Annotated in this window: 14 protein-coding genes and 3 pseudogenes; 10 read left to right on the top strand and 7 right to left on the bottom strand. The window is 67.2% G+C overall.

Translation table 11 applies throughout. The annotated features are described in order from the left end of the window. Positions 1 to 585: 585 nt before the first annotated feature. A pseudogene (locus ACFWVC_RS00680) lies at positions 586 to 696 on the top strand (hypothetical protein); the annotation flags it as partial. Between the two features lie 79 nt (positions 697 to 775). Here ACFWVC_RS00680 and ACFWVC_RS00675 read toward each other — a convergent pair. Next, on the bottom strand, positions 776 to 1,060 hold the full coding sequence (locus tag ACFWVC_RS00675) for a hypothetical protein (protein ID WP_384273711.1): 285 nt from the start codon (positions 1,058 to 1,060) through the stop codon (positions 776 to 778). Here ACFWVC_RS00675 and ACFWVC_RS00670 point away from each other — a divergent pair. Further along, positions 947 to 1,639 carry a tyrosine-type recombinase/integrase gene (locus ACFWVC_RS00670; RefSeq protein ID WP_384273683.1) on the top strand — a complete coding sequence of 231 codons (693 nt, stop codon included), beginning with the start codon at positions 947 to 949 and terminating at the stop codon, positions 1,637 to 1,639. The genes ACFWVC_RS00675 and ACFWVC_RS00670 overlap by 114 nt on opposite strands. Before the next feature lie 48 nt (positions 1,640 to 1,687). Beyond that, a complete protein-coding gene (locus ACFWVC_RS00665) occupies positions 1,688 to 2,812 on the top strand; it encodes an NADAR family protein (RefSeq protein ID WP_384273247.1) in 1,125 nt (374 codons plus the stop codon). Positions 2,813 to 2,923: 111 nt separating this feature from the next. Here ACFWVC_RS00665 and ACFWVC_RS00660 read toward each other — a convergent pair. The 3 genes and pseudogenes from ACFWVC_RS00660 to ACFWVC_RS00650 all read right to left on the bottom strand — a co-directional run. Beyond that, positions 2,924 to 3,157 (bottom strand): annotated as a pseudogene (locus ACFWVC_RS00660) (transposase); the annotation flags it as partial. A gap of 369 nt (positions 3,158 to 3,526) precedes the next feature. Next, positions 3,527 to 4,327 carry a maleylpyruvate isomerase family mycothiol-dependent enzyme gene (locus ACFWVC_RS00655; protein WP_329316178.1) on the bottom strand — a complete coding sequence of 267 codons (801 nt, stop codon included), beginning with the start codon at positions 4,325 to 4,327 and terminating at the stop codon, positions 3,527 to 3,529. A gap of 418 nt (positions 4,328 to 4,745) precedes the next feature. Continuing rightward, on the bottom strand, positions 4,746 to 5,708 hold the full coding sequence (locus ACFWVC_RS00650) for a zinc-dependent alcohol dehydrogenase family protein (protein WP_384273245.1): 963 nt from the start codon (positions 5,706 to 5,708) through the stop codon (positions 4,746 to 4,748). 166 nt (positions 5,709 to 5,874) lie between these two features. On the opposite strand from ACFWVC_RS00650, the gene ACFWVC_RS00645 reads away from it, so the two are divergent. Both ACFWVC_RS00645 and ACFWVC_RS00640 read left to right on the top strand, forming a co-directional pair. Next, positions 5,875 to 6,519, top strand: coding sequence for a TetR/AcrR family transcriptional regulator (locus ACFWVC_RS00645; RefSeq protein ID WP_384273244.1), 645 nt, complete (start codon positions 5,875 to 5,877; stop codon positions 6,517 to 6,519). Then, positions 6,516 to 6,704, top strand: coding sequence for a hypothetical protein (locus ACFWVC_RS00640; RefSeq protein WP_384273241.1), 189 nt, complete (start codon positions 6,516 to 6,518; stop codon positions 6,702 to 6,704). Before ACFWVC_RS00645 ends, ACFWVC_RS00640 begins: the two co-directional genes overlap by 4 nt. An 18-nt stretch (positions 6,705 to 6,722) precedes the next feature. On the opposite strand, the gene ACFWVC_RS00635 is transcribed toward ACFWVC_RS00640, so the two are convergent. After that, positions 6,723 to 7,118: a winged helix-turn-helix transcriptional regulator gene (locus tag ACFWVC_RS00635; RefSeq protein ID WP_384273238.1), complete on the bottom strand. Its 396-nt coding sequence runs from the start codon at positions 7,116 to 7,118 to the stop codon at positions 6,723 to 6,725. A 172-nt stretch (positions 7,119 to 7,290) separates the two neighbouring features. Between ACFWVC_RS00635 and ACFWVC_RS00630 the strand changes: the two genes are divergently transcribed. Beyond that, positions 7,291 to 8,022, top strand: a complete 732-nt coding sequence (locus ACFWVC_RS00630; RefSeq protein WP_384273235.1) for an alpha/beta fold hydrolase — start codon at positions 7,291 to 7,293, stop codon at positions 8,020 to 8,022. Positions 8,023 to 8,838: 816 nt separating this feature from the next. Here ACFWVC_RS00630 and ACFWVC_RS00625 read toward each other — a convergent pair. After that, complete coding sequence (locus ACFWVC_RS00625) at positions 8,839 to 9,228, bottom strand: hypothetical protein (protein ID WP_384273232.1); 390 nt, start codon at positions 9,226 to 9,228, stop codon at positions 8,839 to 8,841. Positions 9,229 to 9,296: 68 nt separating this feature from the next. Between ACFWVC_RS00625 and ACFWVC_RS00620 the strand changes: the two are divergent. Together ACFWVC_RS00620 and ACFWVC_RS00615 are read left to right on the top strand one after the other, a co-directional pair. Further along, a pseudogene (locus ACFWVC_RS00620) lies at positions 9,297 to 9,569 on the top strand (IS982 family transposase); the annotation flags it as partial. Positions 9,570 to 9,838: 269 nt separating this feature from the next. Further along, positions 9,839 to 10,420 (top strand): hypothetical protein, encoded by a 582-nt coding sequence (locus ACFWVC_RS00615; RefSeq protein WP_384273228.1) that lies wholly within the window; start codon positions 9,839 to 9,841, stop codon positions 10,418 to 10,420. Between the two features lie 240 nt (positions 10,421 to 10,660). Here the strand turns inward: ACFWVC_RS00615 and ACFWVC_RS00610 are convergent, their stop codons facing one another. Beyond that, positions 10,661 to 11,119, bottom strand: coding sequence for a DUF4279 domain-containing protein (locus ACFWVC_RS00610; RefSeq protein ID WP_384273222.1), 459 nt, complete (start codon positions 11,117 to 11,119; stop codon positions 10,661 to 10,663). Between the two features lie 785 nt (positions 11,120 to 11,904). Between ACFWVC_RS00610 and ACFWVC_RS00605 the strand changes: the two genes are divergently transcribed. Beyond that, entirely contained in the window at positions 11,905 to 12,090 is a 186-nt protein-coding gene (locus ACFWVC_RS00605; RefSeq protein ID WP_384273216.1) for a hypothetical protein, read from the top strand. A 140-nt stretch (positions 12,091 to 12,230) separates the two neighbouring features. Continuing rightward, entirely contained in the window at positions 12,231 to 12,602 is a 372-nt protein-coding gene (locus tag ACFWVC_RS00600; protein WP_384273213.1) for a hypothetical protein, read from the top strand. The last annotated feature ends 615 nt before the right edge of the window (positions 12,603 to 13,217 follow it).

Genomic DNA, 13,217 nt, shown 5'->3' with positions numbered 1-13,217 from the left:
TCGCGGAGGCGGGTGAACTTCCCGCCCTCCCATGGGGACGGTCAAGTGACATGACCAAACCGCGAGTTGGTGGGGTTTTGTACGGCTGTCGCGGGTGCTGGAGCTGGAACTGAGCCGCTGATCAGCCGTTGCGGTTCAGCCGCCCTGTTCACATCCTCGGCGTCCGTTAACCGCCCGTCCAATGACGGCCCTGACATGCAACCCATCCTTCATCGGTTGACATGTTTCGACCAAAGGGGAATGCGTTCTGGCAGGCCGTCATGTCGCCCACGGGGGGACCCCGCAGGTCCCACAGACGCCTCCCTGAACGCGCGAGGGCATCGTGCCGGCCGGGTCGCTCGCAGCGGCCGGCGAGAACGCAGCCGTTCCTTGGTGGCGGCTTCTTCCGCCAGGTGCACGGTTCGGTCCCGACGGCATGGGAAGCCGGTGATGCCCGGAGACGACGGCCGGCTGTCCGGCTGCTACTCCGGTTCCGAAGTACCACGCACCATGGGTGCCCATGCCGGCGCTCAGAGCGGCGGGCACATGCTGCCCGCTCTCTGCGCCATGCGGATCGTGAGCTGGAGCATCGTCTACTACGCTTGCCCGTCCTCAGCGGCCAGATCAATGCTGGAAGACCTCCAAGTGGAAGACGGCATGCGGGTGCTGGAAATCGGCACCGGCACCGGCTACTCCACCGCGCTGCTGTGCCACCGACCCTACGACCGGGTCATCGCCACCTGCGGCCCGGACAGACCGTCGCTGGTGATCAGGTCGGTGGCATGGCCGAGGGTGGTCAGCGTGGTCGCGGCCCCGGCCGCCACCGCCGGGTGCCGGCGTTGATGACGGTGTCGCGTTCGGCGCCGCTTTCGGTGTCGGGGAGCATGCCCAGGGGCGGGGGCTGGTGGTGGCGGGTGAGCATGAAGGAGACCTGCCCGCCCAGGAGTCGTCCGGTCGCGCTGCCGTCGTGGTGGACGGTGAGGCGGGCCAGTTCCGAGGAGTGCATCCAGCCGCACAGCGTGGCGAGGATCTGGCCGCTGGGGCGGGTCTGGGCGATGCACTCCACTGGGATGGTGAGCACGGCGAGATCTGCCAGCAGCTGGCGATCTTCAACGGGGAAGGGAAACCTGCGATCCACCCGCACCGCTTCCGGCACACCCTGGGCACCCAGCTCGCCGAGAAGGGCGCCCGCATGCAGACCATCATGAAGGTCCTCGGACATAAGAGTCCTGGCATGTCGATGACCTACACGCACATCTCGGACCCCACCGTCCTGGCCGACTACCAGGCCGTCCTGCGACCCGGCGCGGTCATCGCCGGTCCGCTCGCCGACACCCTGCGCGCCGGACGCCTCGACCAGGACGGGCTGGACTGGCTCAAGACCAACTTCTACAAGACCGAACTCGAACTCGGCCGCTGTCTTCGCCTGCCCCAAGAGGGCCCCTGCGAGTGCGACCTCTACCTGACCTGCGCGAAGTTCGTCACCACACCCCAGAACGCGCCCCGCCTGCGCGAACGCCTCTGCGTCGAGAGGCAACTGATCGACGACGCCGAGACCCGCGGCTGGGACCGCGAAATCGAACGCCACCAGCGCGTCGCCGACCGCATCACCAGCCTCCTGGATGACCTCGACGAACCCCACGACGAGCCACCCGTCTAGCGTCGCCAGACAGATCACGTGATGGCAGCAACGGCTACCCTGTCGGCCATGGCGATACGACGGCGGACATGGCGGAATGTGGATGGCGAGCGTATCGAGGGAACCTGGCGGCACGCCTTCATCCGCAACGGTTCGACGTACTTCCTCACCGATCTGCTGATCTACGCCGACGGGATGGTCGACTGCTGGGAGCTTGTGACCCTGGAGGAGTTCGCCAGCAAGCTCGCATCCGGCTGGGTGGCCACCGACTTGGCCGACGGCGCCCAGGCATCGGCCCATCACCTTGCGTCGTGGAAGTTCGCCGAGCCACGCATGTGGCTGACCCCCGAGATGCTGCTCGGCGAGGTCCGCGACGACATCGACCAGCTCAACGGCCGACCGGACTCCACGGCACGCTGCCTGGCCACCCTGGACGCCTTCCGCAGCCAGCCGACTGAGGACAATCGGGCGGCGCTTCGCGAAGCCTACGAAGCCATCCCCGAACACCTGCGGATCTACGCCCTCGGCGACCAGGACTCCAAGGACTGGCCGCTGCGGGTGCTGGTGACAGGACCCGGGCATCGGCTCGAAAGACACGGTGAGGACGAAGTTGTCACCGAGGGCATGCACGCTGCAGCTCTGCACTACTTCACCGACCGGGAGCAGCAGCACCAGCGTTACGCCGACAAGGCGCCCGCGGACGGCGCGACAGAACCCATCGAGACCAGCGTCCTCATTAACCAGACGGTCTTTCCGCGCGGCTGGCCGCAGGATCCCGGCATCCTGGTGCTGCGCAATGAGTTCCCCGCGCCCACTACCGTTGGCGATCTGACCTACCCGACCGTCACGCATGCCTACTGGGCGTTGGCAGTTGCCAAGGAGCATCGCCAGGCTGAGATTTGTCGCGCTAGTACCCCTTATGCCGCGCAGAAGCTTGCTGAGAGCTCCACCCTGCGCGACGGCTGGCCTCAGGCACGGACGGCGATCATGGCGGACCTGCTGCGTGCGAAGTTCAACCAGCACCCCGACCTTGCCGAAGCGTTGACGAGCACGGGGACAACGCGACTGATCTACACCGAGATGGGCTCGGCGTTCTGGGGCCAGCACGGGCTGGAGGGCCGCAATTGGATGGGACGGCTGCTTGAGCTGGTCCGCTCCGAACTGGCCGCCGGCAAGCTGAACCCGCAGTTGTGAACCGCGGATACGGTCGGACGCGGATCGCCTCAAAGGAGTGACACACGACCGTGTGAAATCACTCCCGGAGATCATGAAAGTGTCCAGATGAAACGCGTAGACCCGGTCTCACGGTGGGAAGTCGGCAGGCATGGCCCGCCACTTAGTGCCGTTGTCGACCAGGTAGCGGATCGCGTCCAGCATCGCGCGGTGGCAATAAGCCTCCGGTTGCCCGCCCCGGCCCCGCGGCCGGCCCGGCACCGGCAGCAGTGGCCGGACCACCGCCCACTCGGCGTCCGACATGTCGGTGGGATACCGACGCTCGCGCGCCCCGTGGTCTCTGGCGTTCCCGAACCTGTGAGCCAGACAGTCACACACGAGAGTGGCTGAAGTGGACCCCACTCCCGCGTTGCCGTAGAAATGCGACAACAGGGCCTCCCGGACCGCACGTTGGCTTCGACACCCTTCGAGCTACCAAGAGGCCCTGCTCTCATGCACGGCAGCCGCCGCAGTCACCCGATCAACTGACTTCTCGACGAGATCGGGACGACGGCAGTCGCGTCGCTTCTCGTGATCGCTGGGACGGACAAATTCGCACAGCCATCCAGGTAGACGGTCGGCTTCGTGACGCCCCGAGGCCGCCTCGCGGGTTTGAGCCCGATGCCGTGACCGACGAACCTGGCGAAAAGTCCTGTCCTACCGGCTCGAGGCGCGGCCAACCGCCCCCGCTACGTCCTACTTCTCCTCCGGCTCCCAGGCGCGGAGCAGGTCGAGCAGCCCTGCGTCTCCGTCAACGTGCAAGGAGTCGGCCTGGATCCGGTCGTACAGGTAGAGGACCAGCTCACTGGCCGTGCCGTGGACGGAGGCGCCGGCTGCGTCCGAGTCTTCGCCGGTCGCGGCGGTGGGCGCGGGGATGCGGGTGGTGCGTGCGCCGTCGCCGTCGACAGTGAGGCGCCAGGAGCGGCCCTCGGCGGCGTGGAAGTCGAAGGCCGTGGGCTTGTGCGGCCAGGCACTCGGCGTTGCGCAGACAGTGAACAGGAATTCCTCCACACCGTCGAGTGCCAGCTCGACCGGCAGCGGCTGCGGGGCGCCCCCGGCGAGTTGGGCGTCGTAGGTGTGCACCGCGGTCTCCTGGACCCGGTGCCGGGCGGTGCCGCCGGCGGTCTGCGGTGACTGCGACGCGGGCCACCACGTCCAGCAACCGCTCTCCGGTCCCGCCGCGCGCAGGGCGCCCAGCAGAAGCTGCGTCGACGCGTCCAGCCAGGCCAGCAGGGCCTCACGCTCCTGCGGCACTTCCAGCGCGGCGCGCGCGGCGACGGCCTCGGCCGGGGGAGCGTCGGCAGACCCCGCGCCGACGATGGCGGCCCAGAAACGGTCTCCCCCACCCAGGTGCTTCACCAGATCGAACAGCGTCCACCCGGGGCAGGTCGGCACCTGCGCGTCGAGACCGGGCGCGGCGGCGACCACGGCGCGGAAGGCGGTCGACCGTTCATCGATCAGTCGCAACAGGTCAGGGAACTCAAGATTCTTTTCCACGCCGGATGTCTATCACCGTGCTCCGGTGATCGGACAGCGATTTCCACAGCCACCGCCGGTTGGCCATTGCGGACGTCCTCGCCTCCCACCTCGGGTGACAAGCTGCGCACTGCTGCGAGGGCGCTGGTGGTGGCGGTACGCCAGGCGTCGTGCCTGTGGGTGCTCTGGCCTCGCCGTGCGGCCGGGCACCTCGGCGACGTGACGTCCACCCGGTGCGCGCGGTCATGCTGCCGCTCGATGTGATGGACGCGGAGGTCACGACGGCGGGGAGGACCGGTCGGGTCGGGCGTTCAGGTGACTCCCGTCGGCCACCACGCCGCCGCCGACGACGAGGCTGCCGGGTACCTCCTCGGCCGCAGTTGCCTCGCGGTTGGTCCAGGGCCGGATGTCCTCCACACGAGGTCCGTCTCTGCCCCGCTCAGGGCACCAGCACGACCCTCCCGAACACCTCTCCCGCGTCCATCTTGCGGTGGGCCAGCGCAGCCTGGTCCAGCGGCAGCACCTCGTGCACCATCGTGCGCAGGTCCCCGAGCGCGGCATCGGCGAACTGCGACGACCGCACAGCCTGCCGGTCGGGGCCGGGCACGGTGTCGGAGCTGAAGGTGGCGAACGACAAGGATCTGCGGAAGGCATCCATCAGCCGCATGCCGAAGTCCGCCGGCGGCTGCCCACCGACCACACCGACGGCCACGTACCGCCCATTGGAGTTCAACCTGTCCAAGAAGAGCGGAAGCTGCGGACCCCCCACGACATCGATCACCACGTCGAAGCCCGCCGGTGCGTCCTGGCCGCCCTCACCGGAGCGGTTCAGGACGTGCGTGGCGCCCAGTTCCTTCAAGCGGGTACCACGCTCGGCCGATGAGGTGGTGACCGCCACCGAGCCCGCCCCGTTCCTGGCCGCGAGCTGGACCGCCGTGATCCCGATGCTGCCCGCCGCACCGCGCACGAGCACCGTCTCCCCAGGTGCGAAACGGGCCCTCTCCAGGGCGAAGTGGGCCACCACGCCGGAGCCACCCAGAGCGACCGCGTCGGCGCCGGTCAGGCCGGGAGGCAACGGCTGCACATCATCGACCGAGGCAACCGCTTGCTCGGCATACCCACCGGACAGGCCGGTGAACGCCCATACTCGCTGCCCGATCCACGAGGCGTCCACGCCCTCTCCCACCGCGGTGACGCTTCCCGCTACCTCGCTGCCGAGGAGATGGCCCGCCCGGAAGCCGTAGGCGGCGAGCGTTCCCCGGCGGATCACGGCGTCCACACCGCCCACTCCGATCGCCTCTGTGGCGATCCGCACCTGCCCCGGAGCAGGAACCGGCACGGGCACGTCAATGACCTCCAAGCCCTCAGGGTTTCCGAACGTCCTGATGACGACGGCTTTCATCTCTGCTCCTTGGGTCGGTGGACGGACGGACACAACTGCTGCGACCGTGGGTATCGAATCGGCCCCACCGTCGGGGCCACCGCCGGATTGCCGAGCGGGGCGGGGCGGCGGCACCGCCATCGGACCGTAACGGACGCCCCCGTCCGTCTGGCTGAACTGAGAGACGATGACCGGCCACTTGCCTCAGACCGTGCGCTCCGACGCCCGCGACAACCGAGCCCGCATACTGGACGCCGCCCGGTCGGTGTTCGGCGAGGAGGGCCTGAGCGCACCCATGCACGACGTCGCCCGGCACGCGGACCTCGCCCCCGCCACGCTGTACCGGCACTTCCCGACCAAGCAGGCACTGATCGCGCAGACCTTCACCGAGCAGCGCCGGGCCTGTCACGCCGCCGTCCGCGACGCCCTCACGGACGCGGACCCGTGGCACGGATTCCAGAGCCTGATCGAGCGGATCTGCGAACTCCACGCACACAGCCGCGGATTCGCCGACGCTTTCATGACGGCCTTCCCCGAGTCCATGAACTTCGCCGCCGATCGCAAGCAGACCGTACGTGCCGTCGCCGAACTGGCCCGCCGTGCCCAGGAGACCGGCGAACTCCGCCCCGGCTTCGTCATCGACGACCTGATCCTCATGCTCACTGCCCACCAGGGCCTCCAGCACGCGCCCCTCCCCGCCCGGCTCACGGCCTCCCGCCGCTTCGCCGCCTACGTGATCGAGGCATTCCGCGCCGCACCGGAGACGGGAGCACCCACCCCCCTGCCGCCCGCACCACACCTGCGGCACGCGCACTCCCCCAGCGCGCCGTGAACCCGACAACCCTGCCGCTCACGGGCCTGCTCGCCCGCAAGGACGCGGTCGTCGGCAGGATCCGGGTGCGCCGCGTCCTTGAATCGCTTGCCGGCATCGGTGCCATCCGCGCCGGCCAACTGCTCGCCGACCTCGGGATCTCCGAGGGCCCCCGCGTCCAGTGCGCCGTACCTGCCGAGCGGTGAGTACAGCCGGGGTGCGGGTCAGGTGAGCGGCGTGTCCGGGCGGGCGTCGTACTCGGCGCGTGCGGCATCGATGTGCGTCAGGTGCGTGATGCTCCACTCCAACAGGGGTGCGGTGGCTTCGCGCAGGGTCCTGCCCATCGGAGTGAGTTCGTAACTGACGTGCGGCGGCATGACGTTGCGGACGGTCCGGGTGAGGATCCCGTCACGCTCCAGGCCGCGCAGAGTGACGGTGAGCATACGCTGACTGATCCCGTCGACGGCCCGCTTGAGCTCGGTGAAGCGGCGCGGCCCCTGGCTGAGGTTACGCACGATCAGCAACGACCACTTGTCGCCGACGATGCCGAGCACTTCACGGGCCTGGCATGGGTCCGCCGGCCGTGCCGGCTGCGACTCGCCGCCTGATGCGCCGCTCATGGTTACCTCCACAGAACCGGGGCACCTCAATGTGCCGTATTGATCAGGGTGCGGCAGGTACAGCACGATGAAGCCGGTTCCTGAAGAGTACCGAGGCACGGACAGGAACCGTAACCTTCCCACGCCTCCACCCACCACGCCTCCACGCCCCGAAGAGGAAAAAGGCCCCCTCATGTCAACTTTCCTGCTGGTACACGGTGCCTGGCACAGCGGCCGGTGCTGGGAGCGGGTGACCCCGCTGCTGAAGTCGGCCGGACACCGCGTGTTCGCGCCCTCGCTGACCGGCTACGGCGACAAGGCACACCTGCTCGGACCCGAGGTGGGACTCGACACGCACGTCGAGGACATCCTCAAGCTCATCCACGAGGAGGACCTGACCGAGTTGGTGCTCGTCGGCCACAGCTACGCGGGGCTGGTCGTCTCGTCCGTGGCCAACGAGGTTCCTGAACGGATCTCACACCTGGTGTACCTGGACGCGATGGTCCCGGAACACGGCGAGAGCGCCGTCGACGTGCAGCCCATGACCCAGAACCTGATCGACCTGGCCGCCCAGTCCGACACCGCCTGGCGCATCCCACCACTGCCCGAGATGCCCCCGCCCCTCGGTCTGTTCGGGGTCACCGACCCCGCGGACGTCGCCTGGCTGCGCGCGACGCTCTCCGACCAGCCCGTGCGCTGCCTGCAGCAAACGGTCCGGCTTGACAACCCCGCCGTGAACTCGGTTCCGCGCACGCACATCCACTGCGTCGGCGCAGAACCGGAAGGCATCGTGCGGCGGCCCGTCCCCGCGACACAGCCCAACGGCTCCCCGGCACGGATACGGGAACTGCCGACCGGACACGACTGCATGATCACCATGCCGGCCGCCCTGAGCGAACTGCTTCTTGAATCCACCCTTCGGTAGCATCCAAACCGTGACTGCGCCCCCGAGCCGGCGCAAGGGCTCGTGGATGACGTCTTGCGCTGGACGGCCGGGACACCGACAGCGGGCGGAGCGGGCGGCAGCCCGGATCGCTGGCGTCAGCTGTACGCCGGGGGTCGCGCGGGAACCAGGCGACAATGCTCCCGGTCGAACTGATACTCCTGCCGAGACGGCCAGAACGGCTCGAGGTCGCTCGCTGGCCGACTCCCGGCCGGACGAGCCCACCGCCGTTGATGACGGCCTGCGACAACCAGGAAGCGGCATGCCCCGCCGCTGCACCCTTTCCCCCGCGGACTGCCGGCCGGATGCCGGTCACGCCGGGCCGTCGTGCCGGAAGAGGCGACCGGGTATCGCACACATCATCGTGTTCGTCGGGCTCCCGACAGAAGCGTTCGGCTCCGTGACCGTCGCGATCGGCTACCTGCTTCAGGTCGCACGCGTCCCGCACTCGGTTGCTCCGGCCTACGCGCGGCCTTCGGAGGAGTTGACCACGCCGGGTCAGCGATCAGGGCCAGATCACCGATCCTGGCCCGAATAGCCTGTGTACCCGGGCAACTCACCAGCACCCGGGTGACATCAGCCGGTTGCCTCACGTACCTCTGGCACTTTCCCCCCGCCTGCCTGGCGCAGCGCGGGCAGCCCGCGGCAACGGCGGGGTGGCAACCACCCGGCGCAGGCGCACCGGCTGGTGTTCTAGATGATCAATTCCAAGGGATGCCTGGTGGGCGGCGGCCGAAGCCACCGTGAGACAGTCAGGCGGCGGGCAGGGGCCGTGGTTGTCGAGGTGGCAGCGGACGGTCAGGCGTCTGGGTCGACTTCGGGGTGCGTGAACCGCACGAGCTTGCCCAGCGACCGGGCGTAGGCGATCTCGGCTCGGGTGCTGTCTCCGATGTAGTCGCCGACTACGAGCACCTCATCAGCGAGCCGGATCTTCGCCCGGTGCAGATCGTCGAGTCGAACCTTCAGCGCCTCGGCCTCGACAGGTTCGGACCAGAGTTTGTGCGGGGACTTCATGTCACAGCCCGGTTTGACGACAATCTTCCCGGCTTTGGTCTCCCGCATATCGGCCTCGTTCATCTCGGTCATGAAGCGGGTGGAGCCACAGATCACGACGATACGCGGGAGGCTCAACAGCTTCTTTGCATCGGCGAGCTTCTCCTCGGGGGTGAGCAGTTGCGGGTATGACACTGGTTCCTCCTGGTGGTGGTCCAAGGGGTGCCTGCGGAGACGAGAACGAGGGTGTCCAAGATCGTTTTGTGACGAACGACGTGGACACCCTCGCGACAGCACTCTATGCGACCACCGACGACATGCTGAAGGAGCATCCCGACCTGGCGCCGTGGCACCCGCCGGTCGGCATTACACCCCGCCTGAGCGATGCCGAACTGGTCACCCTCGCCACGATGCAGGCCATACTCGGCTACACCTCCGAGACCAAATGGCTCCGCCATGCCCGTGCCCACCTGCGCCGCTTCTTCCCCTACCTGCCCCAGCAGCCCGGCTACAACCACCAGCGCCTACACGGAGCCCTCGGCCACACCACCCCAGCCGAGTACGAAGACGCCTACCATCACCAACACACCCACGCCGACGAACCCGTCAGCGCGTGACATCCCGCTCGACACCAAACCCGGAGCGATTCAGTGACAGTCCCGCGACCATGTCGGGTCTCGGTCGATGCCTGACGTCTCGGCGTCAGTTGATCCTTGACGTCTCGCCTAGACACCGTGAGTTACTGGAGCCGCTCAGCACCTAAGGCCGGCCGAGCCGAGCAGGCGACAAACGCGGAGGACATCACGTGAACGGAACGATCCCGATAGTCACGACCGGAGACTCAGAGAACACATACATCCACACGGCCGTCTTCCCCGTGAACTACCGGCAGTTCTACCTGCTCGACGGCAACCCTCGCGGCAGGACACTCCCGATTCCACATGCCCCCGGCGAGTCACACGCAGGCATCCTGCGGACAGTACGAGGAGGCGCCTTCCTCGTCACAGGCCTCTGCCTGGGCGTAGTCGACCTAACCGTATCCGTGCATCATCACGAGCCGATGGCCCTGCTCGACGAGTACGAAGACGTAGTCGAGGTGAGCCTGGAAGTCATCGCAGAGCCCCTACGGGTCGACTCATGGCACAGCGGCAAGTTCATCGTGCTGCCGCCACTGCCGAGCGGTGCAGGCTGGTACCGCCTGCGCTACCACGCCCGCGATATGGAGCGCGCGTACGACGGGTACTCGGAAGTACCCATCGACTCCTTCCACCTGCAGATCTGGGCCGAACCTCAGTACGAACCAGAGGTTCTTAAGATTACATCTCACATTGCCAAGTCCTGGCTATCTGCACAGCCTTACAGGCCTGCGAACCAGCAGGAGAGCTGACGACCGTTGCCGAAACATAGACGTCCACCAGGGCGGAACGGGGCCTACGGCTGCGAAGACGTACAGAGACAGGACATCACCGCCAGCGGCATGTCTAGGTTCAGGTGATGCTTGACGGGGCGGATTGGCGTCAGGTGACGCTTGACGTCTGGCCTAGACATCGCAGCTGACTATCTCGTCAGGTGAAATGTCACCCTTAGCCCCTTTCGGAGAGGGTCGTCCGTCCCCCGGGGGGGGCAGTCAGTCCGGGGTCATGTCGTACTCGTCGACATCCAGCGCTGCGCCGGTGGCGGCGAGAAATCTCAGCACGTCAGGGTCCAGGTGCCAGCCGAACAGGTTGGGTTGATCCGACGCGGCGGCTCCGTGAGTGGCCTCGTCGTCGTTGAAGTAGCGCACGACTTCCAGCACGGCACTGCCATATTCCTCATCCTCAGCCGCCAACCTCACCGCAAGTTCGGCGATGCGATCCGTGTGCGGGCGGAGTCTGTCCAGGAGCCGCGCGACTAGCTCGTCAACCGACAGGCCAGGCTCACGGCACACGACCTTCCAACGATGGGTGACCGGCAGAGTCGGCGAATCGGCCCTGCGGCTTCCACGCACGGTCGTCTCGTCGGGCTCGATGCCCAACCACGCGGTGATCTCTTGCGCGGTTGTCCGGCTGCTGATCAGCGCGAAGTAGACGTACTGGCGAAGCGGCATTGCGCGAGCGTAACCCTGGACCTGTCGTCGGCGCTCGCCGCGTCGGCAACGAGTCAGGCAGCCCCTCCGGGCGTCGCCACCCGAATCAGACGCACACAGCCAAGTCAAGTCGAGGAAGCGGTGTCGGGTCTGCTGCAGGTTTGGGTGACAGGTTGACCTGCCCCACCTCTCAGGTTCCAGTTCTGCTGGCCAACTGACGGCCGTCAGGAAAGGCTGCCGAACGTGCCCCGTGCCTCCCTGCTGAGTTCCGCGCCCGCGCCGTCGCGTTGGTGCGGGCAGGAGAGAGACGTTCGTTGATCGCGCTGGCTAGCACAGGGGCGCGGGTACGCCGTCGGGGCGACGCAGGACGACCGCGCATCCGAGGGATCCGCGACGTGCGAGCAGGCCAAGCAGGAGTTCGCGACGCAAGCCGGTCAGATCCGGAAGCAGCTTCAGCGGGAATCCGAGCAAGGGATTACGGAATCCCGGCAGCTGCGACTGAACGCGACGCGGGCGACGATTCTCAGCGTTGTCGTGGAGCAGAATCCGACGTGCCTCGTTGTCGGGACTCTTGCGGCAGCGGCAATCCTTCGACAGCGCCCTTCCGAGGATCAGGCCGACGTCGCTTGTGTGATCTCAGCGGCATCAAGCCCGATGACTGCTCCGTCGCGACCGGCTGATCTGCTACTGCTCGCAGCCTCGGAAACAGCTCGTGATCTCCCGCCGCGGTGCCACACACGTGCCACGTGGCGCATGTTCCACGCCCTGCCTCTGAGCTTCGAACGCCGAGAAGTCATGATGTACGCGTGATACACCGCATCGCGCTCTCGACATTCGGCGTCGTCGTCAGCCTGGGACTTCTAGCCATCGGCATCCGGGACTGCCGCTCAGGTGCTTCCGTCCTTTGGCCGGCGGGTGCGGCCGCCATCTTCCTTGCCGCGACCTTCACACTTGTGCGCGACGTGCGCGACGCCCGTCGTCCGGCCCGCTGAACCGCGAGAGCAGCCAAACGTCGGTCGGTCGCTGCCGAGCCGACTCGACCAGGGCGCTCACGGGTTCCGCGATCACGCGTTCCCGCTCGACGCTGGCGTGCTGGTAGATCGGCGCAGCACGGGGCGAGCTGTGGCGTCCGGTGTCCGTTGATCGACCTGATAAGGAACTTAAGGACGGCGAGGCGGAGCAACAGACCGTGACTGGGGAAAAGCAGATTGATGCCTGGGGCTGTGCGGCCTTCCTGGTGGTGCTGGCCTGTCTAGACGCGCTCCAGGGGGTCATCGAAGCTCTCGTGCACACACTCTGGGCCCATGACTCGCTCGACCTCGACGGTACGTTGCAGGATCTCGTGTTCTGGGCCGGCGTCGTGGTGATCGCGTCTCTCGCTGCATGGCTGCGGGGCCTCATCGCTCACGCGCGGCAAGCACGACACCAGGCCGAGCGAGCACGACAGCAGCAGTTGGATACGCTCGCAGCGTTGTTCCGCGAGGTCGCCGCACGGGGAGAATGATCCCGACCGGCGGCGGGCACTGGTCGTGTTGTTGACGCCCCGGTATGGAGAGCGACAGCAGAGCGGTCGAGTGTCAAGACCGCCTCGGACCCGACATCAGCGGCCGACACCAACAGCAGCGATCAAGGGTGGTCACCGACGCACCGCAGCAGCCTGCATCTACGGGACGTAGATATCCCCAATCGCCACGATGCGGCACAATCGGATTCACCTGACAAGGAAGCGGACCAAGTGCACAGCGTCCGCGTACAGCCCGGATCAGTCTTCGGCGTCGTGGAAGTAGACCGTAAGACTCGGCCAATTGCCGTCGGAAGTGATCTCCGTATGCATGACGAGATCCTGAACCTCGACCAAGCCCCGGCTTTCGATGGTTCGCAGCAGGCAATGAGCATCATGTCGCGGGTCACGACGGACCTCCGAAACCGCTACGGTGGTTGAGGGCCCCGTGCCCGATCCGTGCCCGATGAGCCGTCGCCGTGCGCGTCGTTTGATTTACGGTCAGCCCGCACCCGAGCATCAAGCGGGGCGATGATCTCCTTCTGCCGCTCCAGCGTCGAGTGCTGGTAGATCAGCGTGATGGCGGTTCCCACAAACGACCAGCGGTGCTCTTCGCCT

The sequence above is a fragment of the Streptomyces sp. NPDC058691 genome (assembly GCF_042714775.1).
Taxonomy (GTDB): domain Bacteria; phylum Actinomycetota; class Actinomycetes; order Streptomycetales; family Streptomycetaceae; genus Actinacidiphila.
The sequence above is the reverse complement of the archived record's forward strand: the minus strand, read 5'-3'. Positions and strand labels throughout refer to the sequence as shown.

Bases quoted from the DNA above. Each gene is read 5' to 3' on its own strand.
- ACFWVC_RS00645 (WP_384273244.1), top strand. From the start codon at position 5,875: ATGACCGGCCACTTGCCTCAGACCGTGCGCTCCGACGCCCGCGACAAC.
- ACFWVC_RS00635 (WP_384273238.1), bottom strand. From the start codon at position 7,118: ATGAGCGGCGCATCAGGCGGCGAGTCGCAGCCGGCACGGCCGGCGGAC.
- ACFWVC_RS00610 (WP_384273222.1), bottom strand. From the start codon at position 11,119: ATGCCGCTTCGCCAGTACGTCTACTTCGCGCTGATCAGCAGCCGGACA.
- ACFWVC_RS00650 (WP_384273245.1), bottom strand. From the start codon at position 5,708: ATGAAAGCCGTCGTCATCAGGACGTTCGGAAACCCTGAGGGCTTGGAG.
- ACFWVC_RS00665 (WP_384273247.1), top strand. From the start codon at position 1,688: ATGGCGATACGACGGCGGACATGGCGGAATGTGGATGGCGAGCGTATC.
- ACFWVC_RS00630 (WP_384273235.1), top strand. From the start codon at position 7,291: ATGTCAACTTTCCTGCTGGTACACGGTGCCTGGCACAGCGGCCGGTGC.